This window comes from Erwinia tasmaniensis Et1/99, from assembly GCF_000026185.1.
Lineage (GTDB): Bacteria > Pseudomonadota > Gammaproteobacteria > Enterobacterales > Enterobacteriaceae > Erwinia > Erwinia tasmaniensis.
Genome location: NC_010694.1, coordinates 3,124,277 through 3,139,344, shown reverse-complemented (window position 1 = coordinate 3,139,344; position 15,068 = coordinate 3,124,277). Strand labels below are relative to the sequence as shown.

16 protein-coding genes and 1 other RNA gene are annotated in these 15,068 nt (G+C 55.6%); 13 read left to right on the top strand and 4 right to left on the bottom strand.

Translation table 11 applies throughout. The annotated features are described in order from the left end of the window. Positions 1-118: 118 nt before the first annotated feature. From mscS to ETA_RS15260, 3 genes are all read left to right on the top strand, one after another. Entirely contained in the window at positions 119-1,000 is an 882-nt protein-coding gene (mscS, locus tag ETA_RS15270) for a small-conductance mechanosensitive channel MscS (protein ID WP_012442515.1), read from the top strand. Positions 1,001-1,187: 187 nt separating this feature from the next. Further along, the gene (gene argO / locus ETA_RS15265) at positions 1,188-1,805 is read left to right on the top strand and encodes an arginine exporter ArgO (RefSeq protein ID WP_012442514.1); all 618 of its coding nucleotides are present in this window, start codon (positions 1,188-1,190) and stop codon (positions 1,803-1,805) included. 131 nt (positions 1,806-1,936) lie between these two features. Further along, positions 1,937-2,662, top strand: coding sequence for an oxidative stress defense protein (locus tag ETA_RS15260; RefSeq protein ID WP_193345518.1), 726 nt, complete (start codon positions 1,937-1,939; stop codon positions 2,660-2,662). 51 nt (positions 2,663-2,713) lie between these two features. On the opposite strand, the gene ETA_RS15255 is transcribed toward ETA_RS15260, so the two are convergent. Beyond that, a complete protein-coding gene (locus ETA_RS15255; protein WP_012442512.1) occupies positions 2,714-3,613 on the bottom strand; it encodes a LysR family transcriptional regulator ArgP in 900 nt (299 codons plus the stop codon). A 202-nt stretch (positions 3,614-3,815) separates the two neighbouring features. Between ETA_RS15255 and rpiA the strand changes: the two genes are divergently transcribed. The 3 genes from rpiA to serA all read left to right on the top strand — a co-directional run bounded on the left by rpiA (position 3,816) and on the right by serA (position 6,100). Beyond that, positions 3,816-4,475, top strand: coding sequence for a ribose-5-phosphate isomerase RpiA (gene rpiA, locus ETA_RS15250; RefSeq protein ID WP_012442511.1), 660 nt, complete (start codon positions 3,816-3,818; stop codon positions 4,473-4,475). A 78-nt stretch (positions 4,476-4,553) separates the two neighbouring features. Beyond that, on the top strand, positions 4,554-4,688 hold the full coding sequence (locus ETA_RS20605; RefSeq protein WP_269446401.1) for a hypothetical protein: 135 nt from the start codon (positions 4,554-4,556) through the stop codon (positions 4,686-4,688). Positions 4,689-4,861: 173 nt separating this feature from the next. Next, the gene (serA, locus tag ETA_RS15245; RefSeq protein ID WP_012442510.1) at positions 4,862-6,100 is read left to right on the top strand and encodes a phosphoglycerate dehydrogenase; all 1,239 of its coding nucleotides are present in this window, start codon (positions 4,862-4,864) and stop codon (positions 6,098-6,100) included. Between the two features lie 70 nt (positions 6,101-6,170). Here serA and ETA_RS15240 read toward each other — a convergent pair whose 3' ends face one another. The 3 genes from ETA_RS15240 to zapA all read right to left on the bottom strand — a co-directional run bounded on the left by ETA_RS15240 (position 6,171) and on the right by zapA (position 7,446). Further along, positions 6,171-6,758: a 5-formyltetrahydrofolate cyclo-ligase gene (locus ETA_RS15240; protein WP_012442509.1), complete on the bottom strand. Its 588-nt coding sequence runs from the start codon at positions 6,756-6,758 to the stop codon at positions 6,171-6,173. A 132-nt stretch (positions 6,759-6,890) separates the two neighbouring features. Then, a non-coding RNA gene (gene ssrS, locus ETA_RS18900) (6S RNA) lies at positions 6,891-7,075 on the bottom strand. 41 nt (positions 7,076-7,116) lie between these two features. Next, the gene (gene zapA / locus ETA_RS15235; protein WP_012442508.1) at positions 7,117-7,446 is read right to left on the bottom strand and encodes a cell division protein ZapA; all 330 of its coding nucleotides are present in this window, start codon (positions 7,444-7,446) and stop codon (positions 7,117-7,119) included. 170 nt (positions 7,447-7,616) lie between these two features. Between zapA and ETA_RS15230 the strand changes: the two genes are divergently transcribed. The 7 genes from ETA_RS15230 (at position 7,617) to gcvT (ending at position 15,058) form a co-directional block, all read left to right on the top strand. Beyond that, positions 7,617-8,195 (top strand): YecA/YgfB family protein, encoded by a 579-nt coding sequence (locus ETA_RS15230; RefSeq protein WP_012442507.1) that lies wholly within the window; start codon positions 7,617-7,619, stop codon positions 8,193-8,195. Between the two features lie 51 nt (positions 8,196-8,246). Further along, positions 8,247-9,563, top strand: a complete 1,317-nt coding sequence (gene pepP, locus ETA_RS15225) for a Xaa-Pro aminopeptidase (RefSeq protein WP_012442506.1) — start codon at positions 8,247-8,249, stop codon at positions 9,561-9,563. Continuing rightward, positions 9,560-10,738 carry a 2-octaprenyl-6-methoxyphenyl hydroxylase gene (ubiH, locus tag ETA_RS15220; RefSeq protein ID WP_012442505.1) on the top strand — a complete coding sequence of 393 codons (1,179 nt, stop codon included), beginning with the start codon at positions 9,560-9,562 and terminating at the stop codon, positions 10,736-10,738. Before pepP ends, ubiH begins: the two co-directional genes overlap by 4 nt. 13 nt (positions 10,739-10,751) lie before the next feature. Beyond that, positions 10,752-11,954, top strand: coding sequence for an FAD-dependent 2-octaprenylphenol hydroxylase (ubiI, locus tag ETA_RS15215; RefSeq protein ID WP_012442504.1), 1,203 nt, complete (start codon positions 10,752-10,754; stop codon positions 11,952-11,954). A gap of 80 nt (positions 11,955-12,034) precedes the next feature. Continuing rightward, entirely contained in the window at positions 12,035-12,337 is a 303-nt protein-coding gene (locus ETA_RS15210) for a hypothetical protein (RefSeq protein WP_012442503.1), read from the top strand. Positions 12,338-12,562: 225 nt separating this feature from the next. Continuing rightward, complete coding sequence (locus ETA_RS15205; protein ID WP_012442502.1) at positions 12,563-13,561, top strand: Abi family protein; 999 nt, start codon at positions 12,563-12,565, stop codon at positions 13,559-13,561. Positions 13,562-13,960: 399 nt separating this feature from the next. Next, a complete protein-coding gene (gene gcvT, locus ETA_RS15200) occupies positions 13,961-15,058 on the top strand; it encodes a glycine cleavage system aminomethyltransferase GcvT (RefSeq protein WP_012442501.1) in 1,098 nt (365 codons plus the stop codon). Positions 15,059-15,068 lie beyond the last annotated feature (10 nt).

The window sequence follows — 15,068 nt, the reverse complement described above, 5'->3', positions numbered from 1 at the left end:
AGCAATCTCGCCACTTACTTGGCACATTTCACTTTATTGTTTTACCCTTACTCCGGCGGTTGTCGTGATCACGACAAAAATTTGAACGCCTGCATTGGGCTAATAACAGGAAAGGGAAATGGACAATTTGAATGTGGTAGACGGCATTAACAGCGCCGGTAGCTGGCTGGTGCGTAATCAGGCGCTGCTGATTGGTTACGTGGTCAATATCGTCGCGGCAATTGTTATCATGACTGTCGGTATGGTGGCGGCGCGCTTTATTGCTAAAACCGCTAACAGGCTGCTGGTGGCACGGCATATCGACCCCACCGTAGCTGATTTTCTTTCCGGGCTGGTTCGTTACGGTATTATTGCCTTTACGCTGATAGCGGCTTTGGGGCGAGTGGGCGTTGAAACCGCATCGGTTATTGCAGCACTGGCTGCTGCCAGCTTAGCCTTTGCGATGGCGTTACAGGGCTCTCTGGGTAACCTTGCGGCAGGCGTGCTGCTGGTCACCTTCCGTCCATTCCGTGCGGGTGAGTTTGTTGACCTCGGTGGTGTGAGCGGTACGGTACTGCAGGTGCAGATCTTCTCCAGCACGCTGCGAAGCACCGATGGCAAAATTATCGTCGTGCCAAACGGTAAAATCATCGGCGGCAATATTATCAACTACTCGCGTGAGCCGGAGCGTCGTAACGAATTTATCATCGGCGTTGCCTACGATGCGGATATCGATCGGGTGTTTAAGGTACTGCGCGAGGTGGTCGATGCCGAGCCGCGTGTGGTGCAGTCTCGCGGAGTACAGATAGGCGTTAATGAACTTGCCGGTTCATCCGTTAATGTCATCGTACGCTGCTGGAGCAAGTTAGACGATATGCAAAACGTCTACTGGGACCTGATGAAAAACTTCAAGATTGCGTTGGATGCTAACAAAATCGGTATTCCATACCCGCAGATGGACGTGCACTTTCATCAGAACAAATCCGCCGAAGCTGCGGAAAAACCCGCCCAACAGGAATAGCCTGATGACGCGGTAGTCAGACTTTCAGCAGAATGATGGTCTGGTCTCTTCCAGGGCTGATCTTAGCGGTCAGCCCTGTTAACTCACTGGTTTTATTAATATTACTTATTGACTATTAATTCTTTGAATTTCCCCTAATAATCCCTCCGCTATACACTTGCCGAAAAATAACCGGTGAGGATCCTTAATGTTATCCGTTTACTTTCAAGGCGTTGCTATGGGAGCAGCGCTTATCCTGCCGCTGGGCCCGCAGAATATATTCGTATTGAATCAGGGGATCCGTCGACGGTTCCACCTGATGACGGCGGCGCTCTGCGCTTTGAGTGATATTCTACTGATTTGTGGCGGTATTTTTGGTGGTAGCGCCCTGTTGAGTCAGTCGGTTTTGCTGCTTAACCTGGTCACATGGGGCGGCGTGGCGTTCCTGCTGTGGTACGGCTGGGGAGCGCTGCATAATGCCTGGCGTGGCCATATTCACATGGCTTCAGAGGGGGCGTTACAACACGGGCGCTGGCGCATTATTGTGACTTTGATTGCGGTAACCTGGCTGAATCCGCACGTCTACCTTGATACGTTTGTCGTGCTTGGCAGCCTCGGTGGCCAAATGCCGTCAGAGGCACGTCGCTGGTTTGCTCTCGGCTCTGTCAGCGCATCGCTGCTGTGGTTTTTTGGCCTGGCGCTGCTGGCGGCATGGTTAGCGCCTTTGCTTAACACCACGCGCGCCCAGCGTACGATCAATCTGCTGGTCGGGTCAGTGATGTGGGCGCTTGCCGTCAAACTGGCATGGCAGGCTATCTCCTCCTGATGGTGGGAACTCACTGGCGAAGGTGCGGTCATAGTATGACGTGCATTGGCACAGCAAAACGGGCTGGCGGCATTCCGACGAAGCTCGCCCGCCATTGACAGAAATTGACGACAGACCGCATGGAGAACGCAGTGAAGCTCACTAAACTGGCCCTGGCCGCCGTATTGGGATTAGGTACTTTGCCACTGGCAGTGCAGGCGGACGAACTACCGAACGGACCGCATGTGGTTACTTCAGGAAAATCCAGCGTTGATGCCACGCCGGATATCGCTACCCTTGCCATTGAAGTTAACGTTTCCGCTAAAGATGCCGGAGATGCCAAAAAGCAGGCCGATACCCGCGTACAGCAATATTTTGATTTCCTGAACAAAAATGGCATCGATAAGAAAGATGTTAACGCGGCGAACCTGCGTACTCAGCCAGAATACGACTATCAGAAAGACGGTAAGTCAGTGCTGAAAGGCTACCGTGCGGTGCGCCAGGTACAGGTGACGCTGCGTCACCTTGAAAAGCTGAATGAACTGCTTGATGGCGCGCTGAAGTCAGGCCTGAATGAAATTAGCGGGGTTGAGCTGGGCGTCGCTAATCCAGAGCAGTACCGCAACCAGGCGCGTAAGGCGGCGATTGCGGATGCGACCCAGCAGGCCGGTGAACTGGCGCAGGGCTTTGGCACTAAGCTGGGGCAGATCTACAGCATTCGCTATCATGTCGCTAACTACCAGCCGATGCCGATGGCACGGATGTATAAAACGGCTGATGCCGCCGTAATGACTTCTGCCGCACAAACCTATGAGCAGCAGAGTATTCACTTTGACGATCAGGTTGACGTGGTGTTTGAATTACAGCGCAATCCGTAACGCGAGTTCTGCGGGCGGCCGCTTATTCCTCGGCCGCCCCGCAAAACCCAACTATGCCGTATCCTGACGCAGAACGCGGTGGCCATGTGCCAGCAGGGCGTCTGTTACCTTACGCATCAGGCGGCTTTCCGGGGAAAAACGGTGCCAGTAAAGCATGCGGCGCTGCAACAGCCCTGGGGTTAAATCGATTAATTCCCCCTCCGCCAGCTCGCGTTCAATCTGCAGATGCGGGATCATACAGCAGGTGGTTCCCTGGCGCGCCAGCTGCACAAAGGCTTCCGACGAGTTAACGATATGGCAGGGTACGCTGCCCGGCGACAGATCGAAATTCTGCTGTAAGAAGGCCTGATGCATATCATCCAGATGGTCAAAAGCGACCGCCGGGGCTTTCAGCAAGGCGGAGCGCGTCACGCCGTTCGGGAAGTAGCGAGCGGCAAACTCTTTTGAACCGACAAACAGATAGTCAAGCGCCCCCAGCCGATCGACCAGGCAGCTGGGCAGCGGCTGCGGCTGGATACTGACCGCACCGACCACTTCACCACGGCGCAGGCGCTCCTGAGTACGGGTTTCATCCTCCACCTGAATATTTAAACGCACCGGGGAATCGGTCAGTACCGTTTTCAGCGCGGGCAGCAGCCAGGTCGCCAGGCTGTCGGCGTTCACCGCCAGCGACAGCAGCAGCGGGGTTGTGCCGCTGTTATCATCCCCCAGCCACTCCTCCTCCAGCAGCTCAACCTGATGCAGTAGCGCCAGCAGCTTTTGCCCTTGCTCCGTTGGGCGTGGCGGTACGGTTCGCACCAGCAGCGGCTGACCGAACATATTCTCCAGCTGTTTAATGCGCTGTGAAACCGCTGACTGGGTAATACACAGCTTTTGTGCCGCGCGTTCAAAGCCGCGCTCTCGAATCACTGCGTCCAGCGCCTGAAGCGTTCGGTAATCCGGGCGTTTCATTAATTTGTGCACTCTCTTTCAGGTGTGGTGGGTCACTATGCCATATATTCTGCAACTTGCGCGGCGCGAATGCCAGATTATGAATCCGGCACTTTGCGGGGCACATTCCATTCTTGACAATCTGACGTGGTACAGACGGTTTTTTTATTGGGCTTGCTTTATACTACGCGCACAGAGTGGCAGCACAGGTTTTGAACATACCATGACGCAGGATGAACTGAAAAAGGCCGTTGGCTGGGCCGCGCTTGATTACGTCACGCCGGGTACTATTGTTGGGGTAGGCACAGGCTCGACCGCCGCGCATTTTATTGATGCGCTGGCGTCGATTAAACATCAAATCGAGGGAACGGTTTCCAGCTCGGAGATGTCTACCGCCAGGCTAAAAGCGTATGGCATCCCCGTTTTCGACCTCAACGAGATCGATGCTCTCTCGCTCTATGTTGATGGTGCCGATGAGATAAACGGACAAATGCAGATGATCAAAGGTGGTGGTGCCGCGCTGACGCGCGAGAAAATCATTGCTGCGGTTGCCGATCGTTTTATCTGTATTGCTGATGAGTCGAAGCAGGTTGATGTGCTGGGGCACTTTCCGCTGCCGGTGGAAGTGATCCCGATGGCACGCTCCTACGTCGCGCGCGAGCTGGTAAAGCTCGGCGGTCTGCCGGAGTACCGTCAAGATGTGATCACCGACAACGGCAATATTATTCTCGACGTGTATAACCTCAGTATTATTGACCCCATCAGGCTGGAAACGGCGATCAACGCGCTGACCGGCGTGGTGACGGTGGGCCTGTTTGCCGCTCGGGGTGCCGATGTGGCGTTAATTGGCACTGCCGATGGTGTGAAGACCATCAAAAAATGATCTATCAGGTGCCGTGTCGGCGTCTGCTATTTCTGCATCAAATACAAAATTTATTTCATGGCTGAAATTTAGTGACTTATGTCACATTCTGCTTTCTGGCTACGCGATCCTCCTGAGAGCTGGGGCTGCACCACAATTTTCTATCGATTTGTGCTGGCAGACGGGTCTGAAGTACTGGCGGCCAGGCAATCGTTTGTATTGCTGCTGGCGTAAATTTTGTTATTTTGGCAGAAGGCTATCTTATATCCTCACCCGATCTCCTGTTGCAGCACGGAGCTGCCTTCCCTGTGATGACGTCACCAAGCGGGCGGCCAGCTTACCGACAACAGGCCGGGGAGGGGATACAGCCACATCTGAGGTCTGCTAAATAAGGTCGGGAACGGGAAATGGCAAAAGTATCACTGGAGAAAGACAAGATTAAATTCCTCTTGGTGGAAGGCGTGCATCAGAGTGCAATTGATAATCTGCGCTCGGCAGGCTACACCAACATCGAATTTCACAAGGGCGCACTGGATAGCGAAGCACTGAAAGAGTCTATCCGCGATGCGCACTTCATCGGACTGCGTTCGCGTACCCACCTTACTGAAGAGATTTTCGCCGCGGCGGAGAAGCTGGTGGCGGTTGGCTGCTTCTGCATTGGGACTAATCAGGTCGATCTGGGCGCTGCGGCAATACGCGGTATCCCGGTGTTCAACGCGCCATTCTCCAATACTCGTTCCGTGGCTGAACTGGTTATCGGCGAGCTGCTGCTAATGCTGCGCGGTGTTCCTGCGGCAAACGCCAAGGCGCACCGCGGTCAGTGGCACAAACTGGCGGTTGGCTCTTATGAAGCGCGTGGCAAAAAGCTGGGCATCATTGGCTATGGTCATATTGGCATGCAGCTGGGCGTACTGGCCGAAAGCCTCGGTATGCACGTCTTCTTCTATGATATCGAAAGCAAGCTGCCGCTGGGTAATGCCACCCAGGTTCAACATCTTTCTGACCTGCTTAACATGAGCGACGTGGTAAGCCTGCATGTGCCGGAAACCCTGTCCACCCAAGATATGATGGGCGCGGAACAGCTGTCGCAGATGAAGCCAGGCGCGCTGCTGATCAACGCCTCACGCGGTACGGTGGTCGATATTCCTGCTCTGTGCAATGCGCTGGCGTCTAAGCACCTGGCGGGCGCGGCAATTGACGTCTTCCCCGTGGAGCCGGCTACCAACAGCGATCCGTTCAATTCTCCACTGTGCGAGTTTGATAACGTCATCCTGACGCCACATATCGGCGGTTCTACTCAGGAAGCGCAGGAGAATATCGGTATTGAAGTCGCGGGTAAGTTGGCGAAATACTCTGATAACGGCTCTACGCTTTCAGCGGTTAACTTCCCTGAAGCTTCACTGCCCATGCACGGTGCCAACGCCAGCCGCCTGATGCATATTCACGAAAACCGTCCGGGCGTACTGACGGCGATTAACCAAATCTTTGCGGAGCAGGGCATCAATATCCTCGCCCAGTATCTGCAAACTACCCCGAAAATGGGATATGTGGTGATTGACGTCGAAGCGCCGCAGGAAATCGCCGATAAAGCGTTGCAGCTGATGAAGTCGATCCCCGGCACCGTCCGCACACGTCTGCTTTACTAACGTTTCGCTAGCAAAAGGTCTGCCCACCGACGTAAGGTCGGGGGCAAGTCCGCCGATTAATCTCCAGCCATCACCACTGCCAGATTTTTGACGGCGTGATCAGCGCTGGCAGGGGCACATCCCAGCTTGCCACTGGCAGCTGCTCAACCCGCTGACAGTCATGAGCCAGCCCCACCGGTAAGAAACCGTGCTGCCGCCAGCTCTGCAACGTCCTGTCGTAAAATCCTCCGCCCATACCCAGGCGCTGCCCGGTGTTATCAAAGGCCACCAGCGGCACCATGACCACGTCCAGCTGACTGAGCGGCAGAAGCCGACGAACGTCCAGCGGCGGTTCCGGGATGCGCAGGCGGTTATTTTTCAGCTGGGTATGTTCGTCGTAGCGTATAAACAGCAGGTTACCCGGCGAGAAGGGGTGCAGCACCGGTAGATAAACCTGTTGCTGGCGCTGCCAGAGGCGGGCTATCAGCGGGCCTGTATTCAGTTCGCCATCGACAGAAAGGAACAGCGCAATGTTATGCGCCTGCCGTATCGGAGCAAAACTGAGCGCACGTTCGGCGACCTGCATGGCGGCAAGCTGCTGCTGCTCGTCGCTGAGCTGGCGACGCAGCCGGCGGATATTGTCACGGATATGATGACGATCGCACGGGTTGAGATTCATAAATCCAGGCAGGTCCTGAACACCGGGTTCGGTGTGCTTGCTTAGCGTAAACGCAGATTATTTGTTCGGAAAGGGCAGGTTGCCGGGTCGTGCGGGAACTGTCAATGGTGGGATAGAACAGAAATAAAAAGAGGGATCTCCGAGATGCCGCCGCAGGCTGTAACCCTTGAACCCTTGGTTCAAGGTGAGCATGCCGTCGTAACCATCAGGTTTCTCGGACGGACCGAGCATACACACAGGTTACAGAGCGCCACACTCTGTTTGGTATGAAATATCGGCTCAGGGGACTGGCCCGCTTGCAAACACCTCAGAGAATTTTGTCCTTCAACGTCACTCTATCATAGCTAACGTTAAAGTGTTATTCGAAGTTCGTTCCGGTACGTTCAGTAATGCGACCCTGTTCAAGCAACGCCTGTTCAATGGTCTGTTGCAGCATCCGGATGCGCTGCTCCATATTTGACGCATAGTCACGAGTTTTGGATTTCTCCTGCGCCAACTCGTGGCAAATATTCAGTGCAGCAATAAAAACTAACTGCTCGGTATTCGTGACTCTAGTGCGAACTTTTAAGTCTTGCAACCGTTGATTGAGGTCTTCAGCAGCCAGGTTCAGCGCATCTTGCTGTTCCGGCGGACAATTTACTCGTAATGAACGGCCAAAAATTTGAAGATCTACCGGTTGTGCAGACATGCCACCATCCTGACTGATTACTGTACCCGCAATCATCCTTGCCGCTCAAGGGCTTGGAACGGGCGTCACTATAACTACCCCAAATATAAGAAACAACCCCTTTCTGGAATCATCGAGGCACCTGGTGGTAGCATAACACGAACTTATTCAGCCAACGACGGCCAAAACGTATGTCACTAACCAACATTATGCCGGGCTACAACGCTCTGGCCTCAGTACTTACCCAGCAGGGCGTTGCCATGACCCCTGCCGAAATGCATGGTCTGATCAGCGGTTTAATCTGCGGTGGCAGCGGTGACCGCTGGCAAACCCAGGTGCACGATCTGACAAATGAGGGGATAGCCTGGTCACAGACGCTGGCTCAGCCTTTGCAGCAGCTGCACGACGCGACGAGCAATGCGCTGGAAGATGATGGCTTCCTGTTTCAGCTCTACCTGCCGGAAGATGATGACATCAGCGTGTTTGACCGCGCCGATGCGCTTGCTGGCTGGGTAAATCATTTCCTGTTGGGATTAGGTGTCACGCAGCCAAAACTCGACAAGGTGAAGGGCGAAACCGGCGAAGCGATCGATGATTTACGCACTATTGCCCAGCTCGGTTATGATGAAGATGAAGATCAGGAAGAGCTGGAGCAGTCTCTGGAAGAGGTTGTGGAATATGTGCGTGTAGCGGCATTACTGTGTCACGATACCTTTACCCGAGTGTCTGCACCGACTAACGTCGTAATGAAAAAACCGACGCTGCATTAAGGGCAACCCGCCGTCAGCGGTGATTTAACGGATTTGTATTCAGGAGGTTGAATGACACAGCAGGAATTTTTGCGCCGCCGCCAGGCGCTGTTAGCGAAAATGGCCCCGGCCAGCGCGGCGTTAATTTTTGCCGCCCCGGAAGTCACTCGCAGCAACGACAGCGAATATCCTTATCGGCAGAACAGCGATTTTTGGTATTTCACCGGTTTTAACGAACCGGAAGCGATGCTGATGCTGATAAAAAGCGCGGATAACCACAGCCACAGCGTGTTGTTCAACCGGGTGCGTGACCTCACCGCTGAAATCTGGTTTGGACGCCGCCTCGGGCAGGACGCCGCGCCTGCCTCGCTGGCGGTGGATCGTGCCTTACCCTGGGATGATATAGCCGACCAGACTCACCTGTTGCTGAACGGACTGGATGTTGTTTATCACGCCCAGGGGCAATACGCCTTTGCTGACCGCATCGTCTTCAGCGCGCTGGAGAAACTGCGTAGCGGTTCACGCCAGAATCTCTCTGCCCCGACCACGCTTACCGACTGGCGTCCGTGGGTGCATGAACTGCGCCTGATTAAATCCCCTGAAGAACAGGCCGTATTGCGTGAGGCGGGGCGTATCAGCGCGCTGGCCCATACGCGAGCCATGCAGCAATCGCGCCCCGGTATGTTCGAGTATCAGCTGGAGGGGGAAATTCAACACGAATTCAACCGCCACGGCGCACGTTTTCCCTCCTACAACACCATTGTCGGGTCGGGCGAGAATGCCTGCATCCTGCACTACACCGAAAACGAAAGCCAGATGCGCGATGGCCAGCTGGTGCTGATCGATGCCGGATGTGAATTTAAAGGCTATGCCGGAGATATCACGCGGACTTTCCCGGTAGGGGGCAAATTTAGCGCCCCGCAGCGTGCGGTCTACGATATTGTGCTGGCCTCACTCAACCGTGCGTTGGCGTTGTATCGCCCCGGCACCAGCATCCGTGAGGTGACGGCGCAAGCGGTGCAGGTGATGGTCAGTGGGCTGGTCAAGCTGGGAATAATGCAGGGCGATGTGGACATCCTGATTGCTGAAAATGCCCACCGCCAGTTCTTTATGCATGGCCTAAGCCACTGGCTTGGGCTGGACGTGCATGACGTGGGCCACTACGGTGTCGATCGTGACCGTGTTCTGCAACCGGGAATGGTGCTGACCATTGAACCGGGTCTGTATATCGCCCCGGATGCTGATGTACCGCCGGAGTATCGCGGTATCGGCATTCGCATTGAAGATGACATTATTATCACCGCCGATGGCAATGAGAACCTGACTGACTCGGTGGTCAAAGATGCCGATGAAATCGAGGCACTGATGGCGGCAGCGAAACGGCCATGAGCATTATTATTGCAGGAGGAGGGATGGCCGGCGCCACGCTGGCGCTGGCTATCTCTCATTTAACCCAGGGAAAGCTGGCGGTAACGCTGGTGGAAGCCAACGAGCCCGTTGGCCGCACACATCCGGGCTATGATGGCCGCGCTATTGCCCTGGCTGAAGGCACCTGTCAGCAGCTGGCCGCGATCGATCTCTGGCCGTTACTGGCTCCGGTCGCTACCGCCATTACCCGGGTTCACGTCAGCGATCGCGGTCACGCGAGTTTTGTTTCGCTCGATGCTGCCGACTACGGCGTATCGGCGTTAGGGCATGTGGTGGAACTGCACGAGGTGGGGCAAAGGCTGTTTGCCCTTTTACAGCAGTCACCCGGTGTCACCCTGTGCTGCCCGGATAAGGTCGCCGGGGTGGAACGCTCGCAGAATAGCGTCAGCGTTACGTTGGCCAGCGGCGAACGCCTCACGGGGGAATTACTGGTCGCGGCGGACGGCGTTCGCTCACAGGTTGCCGCAGCCTGCGGTATGCAGTGGCAAAGCGCGGATTACCAGCAGCTGGCGGTGATTGCCAATATTTCCAGCGAGCTTGCGCATCATGGGCGGGCTTTTGAACGTTTTACCGAGCACGGACCGCTGGCGCTGTTGCCGATGTCCGATGGCCGCAGCTCGCTGGTGTGGTGCCATCCGCTGGCGGACAAAGCGGCGGTGGACGGCTGGAGCAATGAGGAGTTCCTCGCTCGCCTGCAGCGCGCCTTTGGCTGGCGGCTTGGGCGGTTGCAGCAGGTAGGGCAGCGGCACAGCTATCCGCTGCGGCTACAGACCGCCACCCGGCATATTTCTCATCGTCTGGCGCTGGTCGGCAATGCCGCGCAGACGCTGCATCCTATCGCCGGTCAGGGGTTTAATCTCGGCATACGTGACGTGATGTCGCTGGCGGAAACGCTGGCGGCGGCCTGGCGCAGCGATCGGGGCGTGGGAGATTATGCGACGCTGCAACGCTACCAGCAGCGTCGTCAGCCGGACGCACGAGCCACCATCGGCCTGACCGATGGGCTGGTCAGAATGTTTGCCAACCGCTATTCGCCGCTGGTTATCGGACGCAATCTGGGGCTGATGGCGATGGATAACCTGCCGCCGTTACGTAATTTGCTTGCCGAGCGCACATTGGGCTGGGTTAAGCGTTGAGGAGAAAGCAGTAATGCAAAGCTATGATGTGATCATCGCCGGTGGCGGCATGGTGGGACTGGCGGTAGCCTGTGGTTTACAGGGCAGTGGACTGCGCGTGGCGGTGCTGGAGCGTGAACAGCCCGTTGCACCCGCGGACGATGCGCAGCCTGCGCTGCGTGTTTCGGCAATTAACGCGGCCAGCGAGCGTTTGCTACAACATCTTGGCGTCTGGAGTGATGTTCTGAACAGGCGCGCCAGCGCCTATCACGGAATGGAGGTCTGGGACCGCGACAGCTTCGGTCATATCGCCTTTGACGACGAGCAGCAGGGGCTGGCGCATCTTGGGCATATCGTTGAAAACCGGGTGATCCATCAGGCGCTGTGGCAGCGTGCGCAGAGCCTGAGTGATATCACGCTCATAGCCCCTGCCGAGCTACAGCAGGTGGCCTTTGGCGATAACGAAGCCTTTGTTACCTTACGCGATGGCAGCATGATGACCGCGCGCCTGCTGGTGGCGGCAGACGGTGCCAACTCATGGCTGCGCAATAAAGCCGATATCCCACTGACCTTCTGGGATTATCAGCATCATGCGCTGGTCGCCAATGTCCGCACGGAAAAACCGCACCAGTCGGTAGCGCGTCAGGTGTTTCACGGTGACGGCATCCTGGCCTTTTTGCCGCTTAGCGATCCGCATCTTAGCTCTATCGTCTGGTCGCTGCCGCCACAGGAGTCTTCACGTCTGAATGAGATGCCGGAAGCGCTATTTAATCAGCAGTTGTCGGTGACCTTCGACCTGCGGCTCGGCCTGTGCGAGCTGGCCAGCGAGCGTAAAACCTTCCCATTAATGGGGCGCTATGCGCGTAGCTTTGCTGCCCATCGTCTGGCGCTGGTCGGCGATGCCGCCCATACCATTCATCCGCTGGCGGGGCAGGGGGTTAACCTTGGCTTTATGGATGCGGCTGAATTAATCGGTGAAGTGCGCCGCCTGCACCAGCAGGGAAAAGATATTGGTCAGCACCTCTATCTACGCCGCTACGAGCGCCGCCGTAAGCATAGCGCCGCCGTGATGCTGGCCAGCATGCAGGGGTTTCGCGAACTGTTTGAGGGTAATCATTCGGCGAAAAAAATCCTGCGTGATATCGGCCTGGCGCTGGCGGATAACCTGCCGGGGGTTAAGCCACGGCTGTTAAAACAGGCGATGGGCCTGCACGATCTGCCTGACTGGCTGCGTTAGCGCCGGTTTTTTTCATCCCAGCCGCCAGCGCGGTCAGAGCGAATTTGTTCATCTTTATGGATGAGAAGAGGTAAGGAGCTATGCCACTGAAAGGGAAGCCTGTTATTAATAACAAGAAGAGGCTAACTAAGCGTGTGCCGACCGGATTTAAGCTGCTTATTTTTTTGATGGCCTTTATTGTGCTCTATTTCTTGTTGACGTGGGTTAGCCAGATCATCTACGCCAACACGAATATCTGGCAAAGCGCCGCGACAGCGCTCGGTGATAACGATCGGCAGGGCTTCATCCTGTTAAGCCTGGTCGTCATTAGCCTGATTGTATCTCTGGTCTTTTACAACGTCGTTGTCCGTGCTATTGAGCGGCGGGTGAGTAATTCGAGCTGATGTCGGTTATTTAAAGCGATTGCCATTGCGCAACAGGCAAAAGCAGCCGGAGGGAGATTATATGCGGGAGTTTGATAGGTGAAACGAGAAAATCCACCGCGAGGGTGGCTTTTCCGGTACTAACTGTACGCTCAGGTCCGAAGAAATCTGAGCCTTGATAAAATCGATACTAACAAGTATTGACGATATGGTCAATAGCTTCGGCTATTGGCACCGGAGCCTTTCATGAACTTCGAAGACTATATTTCAGCCGAGCGCCTGAAAATTTACACCGATGTGCTTAAGCTGAAGCCGGACGAAGCGCTGGGCGGGTACAACTGGAATAAGACGCTCTGTAGTGCAATGCAGCCCCTGATGCACTGCCTTGAGGTCACGCTACGTAACAGTATTGATTATGCTATCCGTCATAATCCACCTCCTGGTGCGGTAAACCTGTGGCGCACTGATGCCAACTGGATATTTGACCTGCCGCGTTACATGGGTGACAAAGCCTGGATCCGTCAGGACAAACGCTATGCGCTGGATCGGCAGGGCAACATCCGCTACCGCCGCGGCATGCCGGTTTACGACAGGACCGCCTGGGAAGAGGACTGTATCCGGAAAGTCTCGAAACGTATAACGGATGCAGGAAAGGCGGTGACGGCTGAGCGCGTCATCTCCGGGCTGGACTTCGGCTTCTGGACCAACTTTCTGACGCCGGAATATGACGAGCCTCGCAACCGTAGCCTGCTGTGGCCGCACCTGATCGCAGATGTCTTTCCCGGCACGCCGCCGGGCACGCCACGCCATATCATCGCCCGTAAGTTCAGCCGTATCCGCGAGCTGCGTAATCGCCTGGCACATCATGAAGCCATCTGGAAATTTCAGTATGCAGATCCGATCACGGGAAAACCGGACTATCTTCGTCCCGTGTACGGCACGAACGCCTCACTTCACCTTCTTCTGATGGCCTGGCATGACACGCTGGACGCCTTATCGTGGGTGAGCCCGGCACGGTATGCCGCATTTCTGGCGGAGGGACATCACCGGCGCTTCGAAACGCTGGCCACCGCAGACGGCCTGTACAGTTTTACCGGCAGGGAACAGATAAGCAGCAGCCTGAACGTCAGCGGCAGCCGGGAAGCCAGGTTGCTGCTTTCCAGCTTGCGGCAGCAGAGGGTTATCCGCCTTACGGATCGGGGCCGCATTGTAGCAGTGATCGGCCCGGATTTTGTTCGTCTTTAAGTCACAAAGTTCATATTGAGATAGCGGTTATATTGGCGCACCATTTTCGCACATCATTTGAAATATTCTAATTTCACTTGGCTATTCGCATTAGTTAAAATAATGTCACAAGCGATCCTTCGCAGTGATTTTTTATTTGGCATTCATAAATCCTCTATTTTTAAACTGCATTTTTGCCGCCTGATTGCCATTAATGTGCGTTAATTCGCGTTTTTCTAGTGAAAAAAACTAGAAACTCAACGGTGGTATTTTTTGCCTTAGCCCGGATTCGACCTCGTTTACCTTATGGTTAATGAACAGAAACGGTGATAAGTTCAGCGGAAGGGTAACGTTTGCGTTCGGCCGCCGCTGGCGGTAACAGGCGCTCTTCAGCAACCGGATATCAGTCACAGGATGAATATGACCCAGCAAACCCCGTTATTCGCACAGCACCAGGCCAGCGGTGCAAGGATGGTGGATTTTCACGGATGGATGATGCCGCTGCACTACGGTTCGCAAATGGATGAACACCATGCGGTTCGCCGTGATGCCGGCATGTTCGACGTTTCTCATATGACCATTGTCGATCTGCATGGTGCTCGCACGCGCGAGTTTTTGCGCTATCTGCTGGCAAACGACGTCGCCAAACTGACCCAGCCGGGTAAAGCCCTGTATAGCGCGATGCTAAACGCCTCCGCTGGGGTGATCGACGATCTGATCGTCTATTTTATCAGCGAAGATTTCTTCCGCCTGGTGGTTAATTCGGCAACCCGCGAGAAGGATCTGGCGTGGATCGTAGAGCATGCGGCGGCGTACGGCGTTCAGCTGACCGAACGCGACGATCTGTCGCTGATCGCGGTTCAGGGGCCGAACGCGCAGCAAAAAGCGCAAAGCGTGTTTGATGACGCCCAGCGTGATGCCGTCAGCGCGATGAAACCCTTCTTTGGCGTGCAGGCGGGTGAACTGTTTATCGCGACGACCGGCTATACCGGCGAACCGGGCTATGAAATCGCCCTGCCGAATGAGCTGGCGGCCGAATTCTGGCAGCAGCTGCTGGCCGCCGGAGTCAGGCCCGCCGGGCTTGGCGCACGCGATACGCTGCGTCTTGAGGCCGGTATGAACCTGTATGGGCAGGAGATGGACGAGAAGGTCTCCCCGCTTGCGGCCAATATGAGCTGGACCATCGGCTGGGAACCGTCAGACCGCCAGTTTATCGGGCGCGAGATGCTGGAGATACAGCGCACCAAAGGCACGGAACGGCTGGTCGGTCTGATCATGACTGAAAAAGGCGTGCTGCGTAACGCGCTTCCGGTGCGCTTCAGCGATGCCGATGGCAACATGCTTGAGGGCGTTATCACCAGCGGTTCGTTCTCCCCCACTCTGGGGTGCAGCATTGCCCTCGCCCGCGTTCCGGCCGGCATTGGCGAACAGGCGGTGGTGCAAATTCGCAACCGCGCGATGCCGGTGACCGTGACCAAACCTGTTTTTGTCCGCGCCGGTAAACCGGTAACGAACTAATTTTGTCTCC